General features: G+C 59.0%; 12 protein-coding genes and 3 tRNA genes. 2 read left to right on the top strand and 13 right to left on the bottom strand.

Translation table 11 applies throughout. The features are described 5' to 3' along the window. Positions 1 to 21: 21 nt before the first annotated feature. The gene (locus BLU71_RS25955) at positions 22 to 2,196 is read right to left on the bottom strand and encodes a DUF1631 domain-containing protein (protein WP_083354203.1); all 2,175 of its coding nucleotides are present in this window, start codon (positions 2,194 to 2,196) and stop codon (positions 22 to 24) included. Between the two features lie 267 nt (positions 2,197 to 2,463). Between BLU71_RS25955 and nadC the strand changes: the two genes are divergently transcribed. Further along, positions 2,464 to 3,312: a carboxylating nicotinate-nucleotide diphosphorylase gene (gene nadC, locus BLU71_RS25950; RefSeq protein ID WP_065615757.1), complete on the top strand. Its 849-nt coding sequence runs from the start codon at positions 2,464 to 2,466 to the stop codon at positions 3,310 to 3,312. Positions 3,313 to 3,380: 68 nt separating this feature from the next. Here the strand turns inward: nadC and BLU71_RS25945 are convergent, their stop codons facing one another. After that, positions 3,381 to 3,680 (bottom strand): DUF6388 family protein, encoded by a 300-nt coding sequence (locus tag BLU71_RS25945; protein ID WP_083354202.1) that lies wholly within the window; start codon positions 3,678 to 3,680, stop codon positions 3,381 to 3,383. 274 nt (positions 3,681 to 3,954) lie between these two features. Here BLU71_RS25945 and BLU71_RS25940 point away from each other — a divergent pair, with 274 nt between their 5' ends. Then, positions 3,955 to 4,449 (top strand): DUF4148 domain-containing protein, encoded by a 495-nt coding sequence (locus BLU71_RS25940; protein WP_083354201.1) that lies wholly within the window; start codon positions 3,955 to 3,957, stop codon positions 4,447 to 4,449. Positions 4,450 to 4,456: 7 nt separating this feature from the next. Here BLU71_RS25940 and BLU71_RS25935 read toward each other — a convergent pair. From BLU71_RS25935 to secG, 11 genes are all read right to left on the bottom strand, one after another. After that, positions 4,457 to 4,532: transfer RNA gene (locus BLU71_RS25935), tRNA-Thr, on the bottom strand. A 196-nt stretch (positions 4,533 to 4,728) separates the two neighbouring features. After that, complete coding sequence (pnp, locus tag BLU71_RS25930) at positions 4,729 to 6,834, bottom strand: polyribonucleotide nucleotidyltransferase (RefSeq protein WP_042608864.1); 2,106 nt, start codon at positions 6,832 to 6,834, stop codon at positions 4,729 to 4,731. 204 nt (positions 6,835 to 7,038) lie between these two features. Next, positions 7,039 to 7,308 (bottom strand): 30S ribosomal protein S15, encoded by a 270-nt coding sequence (gene rpsO, locus BLU71_RS25925; protein ID WP_016771751.1) that lies wholly within the window; start codon positions 7,306 to 7,308, stop codon positions 7,039 to 7,041. 143 nt (positions 7,309 to 7,451) lie between these two features. After that, positions 7,452 to 8,369, bottom strand: coding sequence for a tRNA pseudouridine(55) synthase TruB (truB, locus tag BLU71_RS25920; protein WP_024011571.1), 918 nt, complete (start codon positions 8,367 to 8,369; stop codon positions 7,452 to 7,454). Positions 8,370 to 8,373: 4 nt separating this feature from the next. Beyond that, positions 8,374 to 8,775 (bottom strand): 30S ribosome-binding factor RbfA, encoded by a 402-nt coding sequence (rbfA, locus tag BLU71_RS25915; RefSeq protein ID WP_016771753.1) that lies wholly within the window; start codon positions 8,773 to 8,775, stop codon positions 8,374 to 8,376. 159 nt (positions 8,776 to 8,934) lie between these two features. Beyond that, on the bottom strand, positions 8,935 to 11,466 hold the full coding sequence (infB, locus tag BLU71_RS25910; RefSeq protein WP_042608863.1) for a translation initiation factor IF-2: 2,532 nt from the start codon (positions 11,464 to 11,466) through the stop codon (positions 8,935 to 8,937). Positions 11,467 to 11,493: 27 nt separating this feature from the next. Further along, complete coding sequence (nusA, locus tag BLU71_RS25905; protein WP_024011569.1) at positions 11,494 to 12,975, bottom strand: transcription termination factor NusA; 1,482 nt, start codon at positions 12,973 to 12,975, stop codon at positions 11,494 to 11,496. A gap of 47 nt (positions 12,976 to 13,022) precedes the next feature. Continuing rightward, complete coding sequence (gene rimP / locus BLU71_RS25900; RefSeq protein WP_007973115.1) at positions 13,023 to 13,481, bottom strand: ribosome maturation factor RimP; 459 nt, start codon at positions 13,479 to 13,481, stop codon at positions 13,023 to 13,025. A 139-nt stretch (positions 13,482 to 13,620) separates the two neighbouring features. Next, positions 13,621 to 13,697, bottom strand: a tRNA-Met gene (locus tag BLU71_RS25895). A gap of 97 nt (positions 13,698 to 13,794) precedes the next feature. After that, positions 13,795 to 13,880, bottom strand: a tRNA-Leu gene (locus BLU71_RS25890). A 22-nt stretch (positions 13,881 to 13,902) separates the two neighbouring features. After that, complete coding sequence (gene secG / locus BLU71_RS25885; RefSeq protein ID WP_016771756.1) at positions 13,903 to 14,286, bottom strand: preprotein translocase subunit SecG; 384 nt, start codon at positions 14,284 to 14,286, stop codon at positions 13,903 to 13,905. Between the last annotated feature and the right edge of the window lie 3 nt (positions 14,287 to 14,289).

The raw sequence follows: 14,289 nt of genomic DNA, 5'->3' as shown, positions 1-14,289 counted from the left end.
CGATCCGCCCTTGCCGCGCGATCACTTGCCGCGATTGAGTCGCCGCAGGTCGCCCAGCACCGTTTCCAGTGCGCGGTCGAACAGCAAAGTGTCCTCCAGCGCGCGGGCGCCACCACGGCTGAACGCCATGGCCAGATCGGTGCGATCGCGCTCCAGTACTTTCATGCCGGTGCGGTCGACGAAAACGTACTTGCCGGTCTCATCGATGATCGCCGCGAGCTTGCAACGCAAGGTCTGCTCGTCGTTCTCGTCGAACACCACCCAGTTGCCCACACGCAACTGCTCGACCTGACACAGACCGGCATCGTCTTGCGCCGGGCGCGGCGATGGCGTGGCGGCATCAGCCAGGTCGGCGCTGTGCTGCAAGAGCTGCGGCGTGACTTCGATCAGGCTGTGATCGGCGTCGTCGGAGCGTTCCAGCACGCGCACGTGCAGTGCCTCCAGTTCACTGAAGAATTCGCTGGTGGCAAACGGGTCGAACGCCGTGCTGCTCAGGCCATCGCGCAGCGACTTGAGCAAGCCGGGCACCAGTGCCAACAGACGCAGGCTGGATTCGCCGTCGTCATGGCGTTGCACACTCCAGATCAATTGTTCCATGGTCTGCACGTCGGCGTGCCATTCGGCGGACTGATCGCCATGCTTCAGACAGGTCAGCAACAGCACGTTGCTCCAGGCCTGCTGAACGAAACCGACCACCGAGGCCGGCAGCACTTTGCCCGACAACGCCTGCTGCAGCGCCTGCGCTACGCGACGCTGAGCCAGCTCGGCTTTCGCCCGACCTTCCTCGGCATCGCGCAGGCGTTGTTCGAGCAGTTCGGTGCGGCGGCGTTCGTCCTGGGTGAAGGCGAGGAAATCGGCAAGCAGTTCGGAGAAGATCGCCGGGTCGTCGACGAACTCGCTCAGCAAGCGCTGCACCACTTGCTCGATGCGCACGTAGAGGCTGTCCCGCTCAGCACCGTCGCAATCGCTCCAGCCCATTGCGGCCTCGGCGATTTCATTGAGCAGGCGCCGCGCCGGATGGGTGCTGCGGCTGAAGAAACTCTTGTCCAGTACGGCGACCTTGAGCATCGGAATCTGCAATCGGGCGATCAGTGCCTTGAGCGCGTCGGGCACGTTGCGATCCTCGAGGATGCAGTCGAAGACCATGGCGATCAGGTTGATCACATCTTCATCGGCAGTCGCGACGACGCGGGAGCGGCCACTTCTGACGCTGACCCGGGTCAGCAGCTGTTCGAGCTGATGACGCAGATCGAAATCTTCCTGAGCCTCCAGCGCCGGTACGTATTGCTGCAAGTGCGACAACAACCGCAGGAGGTCGCGGGTATTGATCGGATGCGCCGGAGCGCCGGGCTCCAGTGTCGGGGTGACACGGCCGCGCACGTGAGCGAGCAGTTGCTGCAGCGCGGCAAATACTTCCTCGACGCCTTCGTCCGCTGGCGGCGGCGCGTCGAGTTCTTCAACGAACGGGTCGCCTTCCCCACGCTCGACAGGACGCCGCGTTGTGGCCGGTTTCAGATGCGGCAATACGCCGGTGGCGAGCAGCAACTGATTGGCCTCGGCATACAGCTGTTCGGTGTCGGCCAGCACGTAGCGTTCGAACAGCTTGAGCAGGATCAGCTTGACCTTGATCTCGACGCCAAGATTACGCCCGGCCTGCAGGAAATATTCGCAGAGCATCGCCGGACTCAGCGGATTGTGCTGATCGTCGAGACGCTTGCCGAGCATCGAGCTGAACCGCGCGGTCAGTTGATCGAGGGCGAAGCCGTCGCGCTTGAGCACGCGGCTGACCATGGTCTGCACGGCGACGGTGCGTTCCATGGCATCGGTGCGCGGCGCCGCATCTTCGACCACCAGCGTGCGTGGCAAGGTAATGGCGGCAGGGTCGTATTGAGTGAGACCGGCGAAGGCTTCGAAAAACAGCTCGAGAAAGCCGCGCTCGATGTTCTTGCGCTTGAGGCGCAGGTCGCGCATGGCTTCGAAAAAGATGTTCTGATCGACGTCGTTGCGCGCCCGGTCGGCCATTTCGAACAGCGTGTCGTCGGCGTTATCGAACAGTTCCTGCAGATCGTGGCGCAGCTGCTGCGCAGCCTTGTCGCGAACCTGCAGCAGAATCACCGGCAGGCGGGCAAGCGGCGAGTGCTCCGCCAGATCGGCAGTCGCCCGGTGCAGAGGCACCACTTTCCCGTCGTTACGCATCCAAGCCTCCTGGAACAGTGATTCGGTTCGTCGCTTTGACACCGCCTCTCGCAGAGTCGTTCGTCAAAGCCATGACGTCAAATACAAGGCGGATTATCTGGCAAAAGATGGCGGCGATGCTATAGGCCTCAGGGTTTCCCCTATACGCCACGAACCCCGCACTCGGCTGAGAAAATCGACCAGATGCAGGCAGGCACGCGCGTTCTCGCCTTGGGTTGGCTCGCGCCCTGCCCCTATAATCGAATCACTTTGTTTGTGGAGTCCGTTATGCCGAATCTACGTCTCGCCGATCTGACCGCCGAAATCGAAAACAACGTGCGCCGTGCGTTGCTCGAAGACGTCGGCAGCGGTGACATCACCGCGCAACTGATCCCGGCCGAACGCCTGGCCAAAGCCACCATCATCACCCGTGACGACGCCGTCATCTGCGGCACCGCGTGGGTCGATGCGGTGTTTCGCCAGCTCGATCCGCGCGTGGCGGTGCATTGGCAAGTGGTGGACGGCCAGCGGGTCAAGGCCAATCAGCCGCTGTTTCACCTGGAAGGCCCGGCTCGCTCACTGCTGACGGGTGAACGCAGCGCGTTGAACTTCCTGCAGTTGCTGTCCGGCGTGGCGACGCGCGCGCAGTACCTGGCGGACTTCGTCGGCGAGACGCAGGTCAAGTTGCTCGACACCCGCAAGACCCTGCCCGGCCTGCGCCTGGCGCAGAAATACGCGGTAACCTGCGGCGGCTGCCACAACCACCGGATCGGTCTGTACGACGCCTTCCTGATCAAGGAAAACCACATCGCTGCCAGCGGTGGCATCGCTGAAGCCGTGGCCGCCGCGCACAAGATCGCCCCGGGCAAACCGGTGGAGATCGAAGTGGAAAGCCTTGAGGAGTTGCAGCAAGCGCTGGAAGCCGGCGCCGACATCATCATGCTCGACGAACTGAGTCTGGACGACATGCGCGAAGCGGTGCGCCTGACCGCCGGCAAAGCGAAACTGGAAGCCAGCGGCGGCATCAACGAAAGCACACTGCTGCCGATCGCCGAAACGGGCGTGGATTACATCTCGATTGGCGCGATGACCAAGGATGTCAAAGCGGTGGATCTGTCGATGAGACTCAGTCTCTGAGCTGCAAGCTGCAAGCTGAGCGATTGTGCTTTTACTTGTAGCTTGCAGCTTGAAACTCGTAGCTGCTTTTAAACGACGAGATTATTCATCTCGCAGTACTCATCCCACTCGACTCCCAAGACGTCAGCCGCTTCCTTGTGCAGTACGAGGCGCTGCGCTTCGAACTCTTCCGGCGTGCTGGTGTACTTGAGGGTCAACTCCCAAGGCTGCAAGCCCTGCGCTTCGGCTTCGTCTTCGAAGGCCCACTGGATCTGGTCTTTCTGATCATCGGGACTCAAGTCCTTGATCTCTTCCTTCAGGTCCGGCACATCCAGAAGGTATTTTTCCAGCGCTTGTTCGTGGCGTTGCTCTTGGGTCAATTCAGTCATGGGGTTCTCTCTGATCTGGGAATGGAGGATGGATCTGGATCATCAAGGATCTCTCTGACGCGGACTGGCCGGCCTTCGGAACCATTCGGGATCATCTGAAAACTGCTAAGCGATGCTCATGCAGGCACAGAATATAGGACGTTTGCATGACGAATTACACGGCTCTTTACATCTCTTGCACAAAAAGCTGACCTGCGGAACATAAACGCGTAATCCAAGTCATAGCGATGTGCCACTTCGGTACACAACATGCTGTTCACAAGGAAAACCAGTGATGCGCAGCTTCTTGAAAATCTCCGCGGTTGTCTCTACTACCACTTTGATCGCAGCTCTGGCCTTTCCCGCCAGCGCCATGGCCGTTGAACTGAGTTCGAGCAGCGCGTCCTATGGCGACAAGGTTTCACTCATCCACAACGATTATGGCAAGGACGTCCTGATCAAAAGCGATATCAGCATTGATGAGCTGCAAAAGATGCGCGACACCCTCAATGACCAGTCGCGCCAGATCGAAGAATTCAAACGTAACAGCGGTTCGGGTTCAAGCGCCAGCGCCAAGGAGATCGACGAACTGAAAAACAGGGTCAAGGAACAGGACCGCGAACTGGAAAGCCTCGGCCGCCAGGTTGAAGAACTCAAGCGGAACAGCGGCTCAAGCTCCAACTCGAACAGCAGCGAGATCTCGAATTTGAAGCAGATGGTCAACAATCAGGATCGGGACATGGATCAGCTTAAACGTACTGTCGAGGATCTGAGCCGCAAGGTGAAATAAACGAGGATGGTGCCCGAGACAGGAATCGAACCTGCGACCTTCGCGTTACGAGTGCGCTGCTCTACCGGCTGAGCTACACGGGCGATGGGCTAAACCTAGCATCGGTTTTCACAAAAGCAAAGATCGCAGCCTGCGGCAGCTCCCACATAATCGGATTATCAAACCGCTTCTGTGGGAGCTGCCGCAGGCTGCGATCTTTTGCTCTTTATTCAAGGCAAAAAAATGCCCCCGCCGTTTGCACGGCGGGGGCATCTTCATTGCGCTAAAGCGTTGGGGTGATTAAACGCCCGAAGCCTTGGCAGCTGCCACGTCTTTGATGGACAGCTTGATACGGCCGCGGTTGTCCACGTCCAGAACCAGCACTTCGACTTCCTGGCCTTCTTTGAGGATGTCGGTGACTTTCTCTACGCGAGCGTCGCTCAGCATCGAGATGTGCACCAGACCGTCCTTGCCCGGCAGGATGTTGACGAATGCGCCGAAGTCGACGATGCGCTCAACCTTGCCGACATAGATCTTGCCGATCTCGGCTTCTGCCGTGATGCTCAGAACGCGCTGACGCGCGGCTTCTGCGGCATCCTTGGTTTCGCCGAAGATCTTGATCGAACCGTCGTCTTCGATATCGATCGAAGCCTTGGTTTCCTCGCAGATCGCACGGATGGTCGCGCCACCTTTACCGATAACGTCACGGATCTTGTCGGTGTCGATCTTCATCGCGATCATGGTCGGAGCGTTGGCCGACAGCTCGGTACGCGACTGGCCAATGATCTGGTTCATCTGGCCGAGGATGTTCAGGCGCGCTTCAAGGGCCTGGCCCAGAGCGATTTCCATGATCTCTTCGGTGATGCCCTTGATCTTGATGTCCATCTGCAGCGCGGTCACGCCTTTGGCGGTACCCGCTACCTTGAAGTCCATGTCGCCCAAGTGATCTTCGTCGCCGAGGATGTCGGTCAGGACGGCGAACTTCTCGCCTTCTTTAACCAGACCCATGGCGATACCGGCCACCGGTGCTTTCATCGGTACACCGGCGTCCATCAGCGCGAGGGAAGCGCCGCACACGGAAGCCATCGAGCTCGAACCGTTGGATTCGGTGATTTCCGACACCACGCGGATGGTGTACGGGAACACGTCAGCGGCTGGCAGCATGGCCGAAACCGAACGACGGGCCAGACGGCCGTGACCGATTTCGCGACGACCGGCGCCACCCATGCGACCACACTCGCCTACCGAGAACGGCGGGAAGTTGTAGTGCAGCATGAACGGGTCTTTCTTTTCGCCTTCCAGGGTGTCCAGCAGTTGCGCGTCACGGGCGGTGCCCAGTGTTGCCACAACCAGTGCCTGGGTTTCACCACGGGTGAACAGCGCCGAACCGTGAGTCTTCGGCAGAACGCCGACTTCGATGTTCAGCGGACGTACGGTGCGGGTGTCGCGGCCGTCGATACGTGGCTTGCCGTTGACGATGTTTTCGCGAACGGTGCGGTACTCGATTTCGCCGAAGGCTGCCTTGACTTCAGCAGCGCTAGGCTGGCCTTCTTCACCGGACAGCTTGGCAACCACTTGGTCACGCAACTCGCCCAGACGCGCGTAGCGGTCGGCCTTGACGGTGATGGTGTAAGCCTGGGAGATCGCTTCGCCGAACTCGGCACGGATCGCGCCCAGCAACTCGGTGGCTTCAGGCTGTGGAGCCCAGTTCCAGGTTGGCTTGGCGGCTTCGGCAGCCAGTTCCTTGACTGCGTTGATCACAACCTGGAATTCGTCGTGAGCGAACAGTACCGCGCCCAGCATCTGGTCTTCGGTCAGCTCTTTGGCTTCCGATTCAACCATCAGCACGGCGTCGGAAGTACCGGCAACGACCATGTCCAGGCTCGAAGCGGCTTGCTGTTCATAAGTCGGGTTCAGCAGGTAGCCGGTGCTTTCGTGGAAAGCCACGCGAGCGGCGCCGATCGGGCCATCGAATGGAATGCCGGAAATGGCCAGGGCAGCCGAGGTACCGATCATCGCAGCGATGTCCGGATCGGTCTTCTTGCTGGTGGAAACGACGGTGCAGACAACCTGCACTTCGTTCATGAAGCCTTCTGGAAACAGCGGACGGATCGGACGGTCGATCAGTCGGGAAGTCAGGGTTTCTTTCTCGGAAGGACGGCCTTCACGCTTGAAGAAACCGCCAGGGATCTTACCGGCAGCGTAAGTCTTTTCCTGGTAGTGAACGGACAGAGGGAAGAAACCCTTGCCCGGATCGGCTTGCTTTGCACCGACGACAGTCACCAACACGCTGACGTCGTCGTCAACGGTGACCAATACTGCGCCGGAGGCCTGACGGGCGATACGGCCAGTCTCGAGGGTAACGGTCGATTGACCGAACTGGAATTTTTTGATTACCGGGTTCACGGTGTCCTACCTTCTTTGTGGCTCTTGGGGGAAACGGTTTCTTGCGAATTCTTGGGCAATCTCGGGAATCGGCCCGATGGCAATTGTCCGGGTGCTACAGGTAAAGCCATGCTGCAGATAAAACTTGAGGCTGGGAGCCTGCAAGGCGCCAGCGGAAAACCGCTGACGCCCGACAGACCACCAACCTCATAGCGCAATCGCTGATTAGCGACGCAGACCCAGGCGAGCGATCAGAGCGGCGTACCGGCTCACGTCCTTGCCTTTCAGGTAGTCCAGCAGCTTGCGACGCTGGTTAACCATGCGGATCAGACCACGACGGGAGTGGTGATCTTTACCGTTGGCCTTGAAGTGACCTTGCAGTTTGTTGATGTTGGCGGTCAGCAGTGCAACCTGCACTTCTGGCGAACCAGTGTCACCAACAGCTTGCTGGTAGTCAGCAACGATTTGAGCTTTTTCTTGAACGTCGAGAGCCATGAGGCAATCCTTCCTTATCAGGAAACTGTTTCAGGGAAACAGCTTCAACAGGCCAGGGACAAATCCCTGTATCTATAAATGAGTAGTGACCATGCCTGTTAACAGCCACACTCGCCGGCCCGCTTGACGCAGACCGGTTCCGGTCATTCTGACCGAATCAAGCGACGCGGCGCGATGCGCCCGTCTTCGCTCACTTCACCGATACCGATGAAGCGACCATTGTGATCCTGTACTCGCACCATGCCGAACTTCGGCGCATCCGGGGCACGCACCGGCTGGCCGTTGAGCCAGTAGAACGCGCTCGCCTCGGAGAAGTGCAGCAACGGCCAATCCTGCAGGCCGCTGTCCGAAGGCATCAGGAAACGGTCGACCGCTTCGTTGCCACCTTCGGCATGTACCGCTTCCAGCTCTTCGAGGGTCACGGTCTGCGCGAGGGTGAAAGGCCCGGCCTGGGTCCGGCGCAATTCTGCGACGTACGCACCACAACCGAGTTGCTCACCGATATCCTCCACCAGGGTACGAATATAGGTGCCCTTACTGCAGTCCACCGCAAGCCGCGCAGTATCGCCTTCGAAGGCCAGCAATTCCAAGCGCGCAATAGTAACAGAACGCGGTTCGCGCTCCACTACTTCGCCTGCACGTGCCAGTTTGTACAGCGGCTGGCCATCACGCTTGAGCGCCGAGTACATCGGCGGTATCTGACTGATTTGCCCGCGAAATTTCGGCAGAACCGCTTCGACATCGGCGCGACCAACGGTCACCGGACGCTCCTGCAAAACCTCGCCTTCGGCATCGGCCGTGGTGGTGGTCTTGCCGAGTTGCGCCAGGGTTTCATAGCCCTTGTCGGAATCGAGCAGGTACTGCGAGAACTTGGTCGCCTCGCCGAAGCACAGCGGCAACACGCCGGTGGCCAGCGGGTCGAGGCTGCCGGTGTGCCCGGCCTTCTCGGCATTGAGCAGCCAGCGCACCTTCTGCAACGCGGCGTTGGAAGTGAAACCCAACGGCTTGTCGAGCAGGATGATGCCGCTGACGTTACGACGGATACGTTTGACCTGAGCCACCGAATTACTCCTTGGTGTCTTCAGGTGCTGGAGCGGCAACGTGCTGATTGTCTTCAGCCACGGCCCGCTCGATCAGTGCCGACAGGTGCGCACCACGCACGACAGATTCGTCGTAGTGGAAGTGCAGTTGCGGCACACTGCGCAGCTTCATTTCGCGGGCCAGTTGCATGCGCAGGAAACCTGCGGCGGCATTGAGCACCTTGATGCTTTGCGCGATGTCTTCAGCGTTGTCCTGACCCATCACGGTGATGAAAATCTTCGCGTGACCGACGTCACGGGACACTTCCACAGCAGTGATGGTGACCAGGCCGACGCGCGGGTCTTTGACTTCGCGACGGATCAGTTGCGCCAGCTCGCGCTGCATCTGATCGCCGATACGTTGGGTACGGCTGTATTCTTTTGCCATGATTTGTTACCTGTTACTGCCCAGCGGTGAAACCCGCAAGGTCTGAAAGCGGCAAACGCCCGGCCTGACAAAAGCCAGACCGGGCGTTGCGTTTAGAGTCCGGACGCTGGGCCGTGCATTTGCATGCTACGGCCCATCGTGGCCCTTGAAGTGCGCGAGTCAGAGGCTGCGAGCAACCTGAACCTTCTCGAAGACTTCGATCTTGTCGCCGACTTTGACGTCGTTGTAGCTCTTCACGCCGATACCGCATTCCATGCCGGCACGTACTTCGGAAGCGTCATCCTTGAAGCGGCGCAGGGATTCCAGCTCGCCTTCGAAGATAACGATGTCTTCACGCAGTACACGGATCGGACGGTTACGGTGCACGACACCTTCAATCACCATGCAACCGGCGATCGCGCCAAACTTCGGCGAACGGAACACGTCACGCACTTCGGCCACACCCAGGATGTTCTCGCGAACATCGCTGCCGAGCATACCGGTCAGGGCTTTCTTGACGTCTTCGATGATGTCGTAGATCACGTTGTAGTAACGCATATCCAGACCTTCCTGCTCGACGATCTTGCGAGCGCCAGCATCGGCACGCACGTTGAAGCCGAACAGTACAGCGTTGGAAGCCAGTGCCAGGTTGGCGTCGGACTCGGTGATACCACCGACACCGCCACCCACGACGCGCACTTGCACTTCATCGTTGCCCAGGCCATTCAAGGCACCGTTCAACGCTTCCAGCGAACCACGGACGTCGGACTTGAGGACGATGTTGAGCGTCTTCTTCTCGGCCTGACCCATGTTTTCGAAGATGTTTTCCAGCTTGCCGGCGTGAGCGCGAGCCAGTTTGACTTCGCGGAACTTGCCTTGACGGAACAGAGCCACTTCACGGGCTTTCTTCTCGTCGGCAACCACGCTCATCTCGTCGCCAGCGTCCGGGGTACCGTCCAGGCCGAGGATCTCGACAGGGATGGAAGGGCCGGCTTCCTTGATCGGCTTGCCGTTCTCGTCGAGCATGGCACGTACACGGCCGTAGTTCGAACCGACCAGAACCATATCGCCTTGACGCAGCGTACCGTCCTGAACCAGCACGGTTGCCACCGGGCCACGGCCCTTGTCGAGACGCGATTCAACCACCACACCACGGCCAGGAGCCGATGGAGTAGCTTTCAGCTCGAGAACTTCGGCCTGCAGCAGAACGGCTTCAAGCAGCTCGTCCACGCCAGTACCCATCTTCGCCGAAACCGGAACGAATGGTGTGTCGCCACCCCAGTCTTCGGAAGTCACGCCGTGAACCGACAGCTCGCTGCGGATGCGATCGAGATCGGCGCCCGGCTTGTCGATCTTGTTCACTGCGACCACCAGCGGCACGCCAGCTGCCTGAGCATGCTGAACGGCTTCGATGGTTTGCGGCATCACGCCGTCGTCCGCCGCAACCACGAGGATCACGATGTCGGTCGCCTTGGCACCACGGGCACGCATTGCGGTAAACGCGGCGTGACCCGGGGTGTCGAGGAAAGTGACCATGCCGCGATCAGTCTCAACGTGGTACGCACCGATGTGCTGGGTGATACCGCCGGCTTCGCCAGCAGCTACCTTGGCACGACGGATGTAGTCGAGCAGGGAAGTCTTACCGTGGTCAACGTGGCCCATTACGGTCACGACTGGAGCACGGGAGAACGACTCACCTTCAAACTTCAGGGACTCGGCCAGGGAATCTTCCAGGGCGGTGTCGCTGACCAGGGTCACTTTGTGGCCCAGTTCTTCGGCTACCAGTTGAGCAGTTTCCTGATCAAGCACCTGGTTGATGGTCGCTGGGGTACCCAGTTTGAACATGAACTTGATGATTTCAGCAGCCTTGACCGACATCTGGTTGGCCAGATCGCCAACCGTGATGGTCTCGCCGATCTGCACATCACGCACGACAGGGCCGGTAGGGCTCTGGAAACCGTGGGCGTTGCGCTTCTTCAGCTTGGCCTTGCCGCGACCACCACGACGGAAGCCATCGCTTTCTTCGTCGGTAGTGCGTGGTGCCACACGTGGCGCCGGAGCTTTTTCCTTGACCGATGCGCGATGCGGAGCGTTTTTGCGCTCGCCATCACCGCCACCGCTGCGACGATTGTTGTCGTCGGCACGTGGCTTGTCCGGACGGCGCTGTTCGTTCTGCTTGTTGCGAACGTCAGCCGAAGGAGCAGGAGCAGCAGCCACCACCGGTGCGCTTTCGCGAACAGGTTCGGCAGCGGCAGCCGGCGCCGCGACGGCGTCGCTGGCAGCGGTTTGCGCAGCAGCAGGCTGGCGACGCGCTTCTTCTTCGGCGCGTTGCTTGGCTTCTTCTTCAGCCTTCTGACGGGCAGCATTTTCTACTGCGCGGCGCTCATCCAGTTCACGCTTGCGCTCGGCTTCGATTTCTTCCGGGCTACGCTGTACGAAAACTTTCTTCTTGCGAACTTCAACGCTGATGCTCTTGCTACCAGCCACACGCAGGGTGCTGGTGGTTTTACGCTGCAGCGTGATCTTGCGTGGTTCTTCCACTTTCGCCTTGTGACTGCTCTTCAAGTGAGTCAGCAGGGATTGCTTCTCACTGTCAGTCACATTTTCGTCGGCGGCGGTGTGCGGCAGACCTGCCTCACGCATCTGCTGCAACAGGCGCTCTACCGGTGTTTTGACCTCATCGGCCAGTTGTTTCACCGTGACTTGCGTCATGCACTTCTCTCCTCAGGCCGCGCCTAATTACTCGAACCAGTGGGCTCGGGCGGCCATGATCAACTTGCCGGCACGATCATCGTCAATGCCGTCGATGTCGAGCAGGTCGTCAATAGACTGCTCGGCCAGGTCTTCGCGGGTAATTACGCCGCGCACCGCCAGTTCCATCGCCAAATCCTTGTCCATACCCTCAAGCGAGAGCAGGTCTTCGGCCGGATGGGCGTCTGCCAGCTTTTCCTCAGTAGCGATGGCTTTGGTCAACAAGCGATCCTTGGCGCGAGCACGAAGCTCGTTGACGATGTCCTCGTCAAAGCCGTCGATGTTGAGCATCTCCTCCACCGGTACGTAGGCAATCTCTTCCAGGCTGGTGAAGCCTTCATCTACCAGCACCTGAGCCAGCTCTTCGTCGACTTCCAGCTCGTCGATGAAGTTGCGCAGGATGTCGCCGGTTTCTGCTTGCTGCTTAGCCTGGATGTCCGATTCGGTCATCACGTTCAGGGTCCAGCCAGTCAACTGGCTGGCCAGACGCACGTTCTGACCACCGCGACCGATGGCCTGAGCCAGATTGTCTGCGCCAACGGCGATGTCCATGGCATGGGCATCTTCGTCAACGATAATTGCCGCAACCTCGGCCGGGGACATGGCGTTGATCACGAACTGGGCCGGGTTGTCGTCCCACAGCACGATATCAACACGCTCGCCGCCCAACTCACCCGATACCGCCTGGACGCGCGAACCGCGCATACCGATGCAGGCACCTTGCGGATCAATGCGCTTGTCCTTGGAACGGACGGCGATCTTGGCGCGCGAACCCGGATCACGGGAGGCGGCCATGACCTCGATGAGGCCTTCAGCGATTTCCGGCACTTCGATACGGAACAGCTCGATCAGCATTTCCGGCGCGGTACGCGACAGGATCAGCTGCGGGCCGCGGTTCTCGGTGCGGATTTCCTTGAGCAGCGCACGCAGGCGCACGCCGACACGGAAGGTTTCGCGAGAAATGATGTCTTCGCGGGCCAGCAACGCTTCAGCGTTGTTGCCCAAATCGACGATCACGTTGTCGCGGGTGACTTTTTTCACGGTGCCGGAGATGATTTCCCCCAGGCGCTCGCGATAGGCGTCGACCACTTGAGCGCGCTCGGCTTCGCGAACTTTCTGCACGATGACCTGCTTGGCAGTCTGTGCAGCGATGCGGCCGAACTCGATGGATTCGATTTTCTCTTCGACGACGTCACCGACCTTGGCGCCAGGATGCGTTTCGGCAACCTTGCTAGGCCAGGTCTCGATGGCCGGATCGTCGAGATCATTCTCTTCGACGACCGTCCAGCGACGGAAGGTTTCGTAGGAACCGGTGTGGCGGTTGATTTCCACACGCAGGTCCACTTCGTCTTCAAAACGCTTTTTGGTAGCAGTGGCCAGAGCCAGCTCCAGCGCTTCAAAAATTACGCTTGCCGGTACACCCTTTTCATTGGATACCGACTCAACAACCAGCAGTACTTCTTTGCTCATCGTACGCCTCGCCTTTCGCAAGCCATTGGATCCGCGGGATCCGCGTCTCAGTCAAAACTGGGAATAATGTTGGCCTTGTCGATCATATCGATCGGCAACAGGAACTCGTGGTCTTCTACCTGCACCACGACGTCCTGCTCTTCTACACCGCGCAGAAGGCCCTGAAAGTTGCGTCGACCTTCGAAAGGCGAGCGCAGCTTGATCTTCACTTGTTCACCGGCAAATTTGGCAAACTGCTCAAGAGTGAACAGCGGGCGCTCCATGCCAGGCGAGGAAACTTCAAGGGTGTATTCAACGGAGATTGGATCTTCAACATCCAGGACACCGCTGATCTGACGGCTGACAATGGCGCAGTCGTCCACCAGCACGCCACCCTCTTTATCGATATAAACGCGCAACATCGAGTGCCGACCCTGAGCCGAAAACTCGATACCCCAGCATTCATAGCCCAGGGCCACGACCACCGGGGCCAGCAAGGCCTGCAACTCTTCTAGCTTGCTCGACACCTGAACCCCCTAGTGCATGATATGTGCATGCTTTGCAAAATAAAAAAATGGGCATAACGCCCATCCTTGAAACGCCGTCGAACAGCGGCGTTGAAAGTATCCAGCTAACAAAAAGCCCCTTAAAAGGGGCTCCTTAAACTGGTTGCGGGGGCCGGATTTGAACCGACGACCTTCGGGTTATGAGCCCGACGAGCTACCAGACTGCTCCACCCCGCGACAAAGCTGGGGCGGAAGTATACGACCGATCCCTTTTAGGGTCAATGTAACCTTCCACCTGCAAAAAAGCCCGCAACAGCGGGCTCTCCTGACTAATTGGTACCGAGAAGGGGACTCGAACCCCTACACCCTATGGGCACAACCACCTCAAGGTTGCGTGTCTACCAATTCCACCACCTCGGCAATACTACGTTTGAAACTCTTCTTACTTCTGCTCTTGAGCTGGAGGCACGTCAGTCGCTGGAGTAGCCGACTTTTGCTCTTGAAGCACCGGGACATCATCAGAAGCCGGTTGTTGCTTAGGTACTTCCAACACTGCTGGATCTGGCAAACCTGCTTGAGTCAGCTGATGAGCCTTCTCTTTAGCAAAGTAACCTAACCCCAGGCTGGTTATGAAGAAACCGGCGGCAAGTATAGCAGTAAACTTACTAAGAAAGGTAGAGGAACCTTGGCTTCCGAACACAGTATTTGAAGCACCTGCTCCGAAAGACGCGCCAGCGTCCGCACCCTTACCCTGCTGCAGCAAAACCAGAGCAACTACGCCCAATGCACCCAGCAGATGAAAAACGACTACGACTGTTTCCAGCATTTT

The organism is Pseudomonas moraviensis (genome assembly GCF_900105805.1).
Taxonomy (GTDB): domain Bacteria; phylum Pseudomonadota; class Gammaproteobacteria; order Pseudomonadales; family Pseudomonadaceae; genus Aquipseudomonas; species Aquipseudomonas moraviensis_A.
The sequence above is the reverse complement of the archived record's forward strand: the minus strand, read 5'-3'. Positions and strand labels throughout refer to the sequence as shown.

What these genes read in the sequence shown, in the direction of transcription:
- BLU71_RS25955 (WP_083354203.1), bottom strand. Translation starts at nt 2,196, where the DNA reads ATGCGTAACGACGGGAAAGTGGTGCCTCTGCACCGGGCGACTGCCGAT.
- nadC (WP_065615757.1), top strand. Translation starts at nt 2,464, where the DNA reads ATGCCGAATCTACGTCTCGCCGATCTGACCGCCGAAATCGAAAACAAC.
- BLU71_RS25945 (WP_083354202.1), bottom strand. Translation starts at nt 3,680, where the DNA reads ATGACTGAATTGACCCAAGAGCAACGCCACGAACAAGCGCTGGAAAAA.
- BLU71_RS25940 (WP_083354201.1), top strand. Translation starts at nt 3,955, where the DNA reads ATGCGCAGCTTCTTGAAAATCTCCGCGGTTGTCTCTACTACCACTTTG.
- rpsO (WP_016771751.1), bottom strand. Translation starts at nt 7,308, where the DNA reads ATGGCTCTCGACGTTCAAGAAAAAGCTCAAATCGTTGCTGACTACCAG.
- rbfA (WP_016771753.1), bottom strand. Translation starts at nt 8,775, where the DNA reads ATGGCAAAAGAATACAGCCGTACCCAACGTATCGGCGATCAGATGCAG.
- infB (WP_042608863.1), bottom strand. Translation starts at nt 11,466, where the DNA reads ATGACGCAAGTCACGGTGAAACAACTGGCCGATGAGGTCAAAACACCG.
- nusA (WP_024011569.1), bottom strand. Translation starts at nt 12,975, where the DNA reads ATGAGCAAAGAAGTACTGCTGGTTGTTGAGTCGGTATCCAATGAAAAG.
- secG (WP_016771756.1), bottom strand. Translation starts at nt 14,286, where the DNA reads ATGCTGGAAACAGTCGTAGTCGTTTTTCATCTGCTGGGTGCATTGGGC.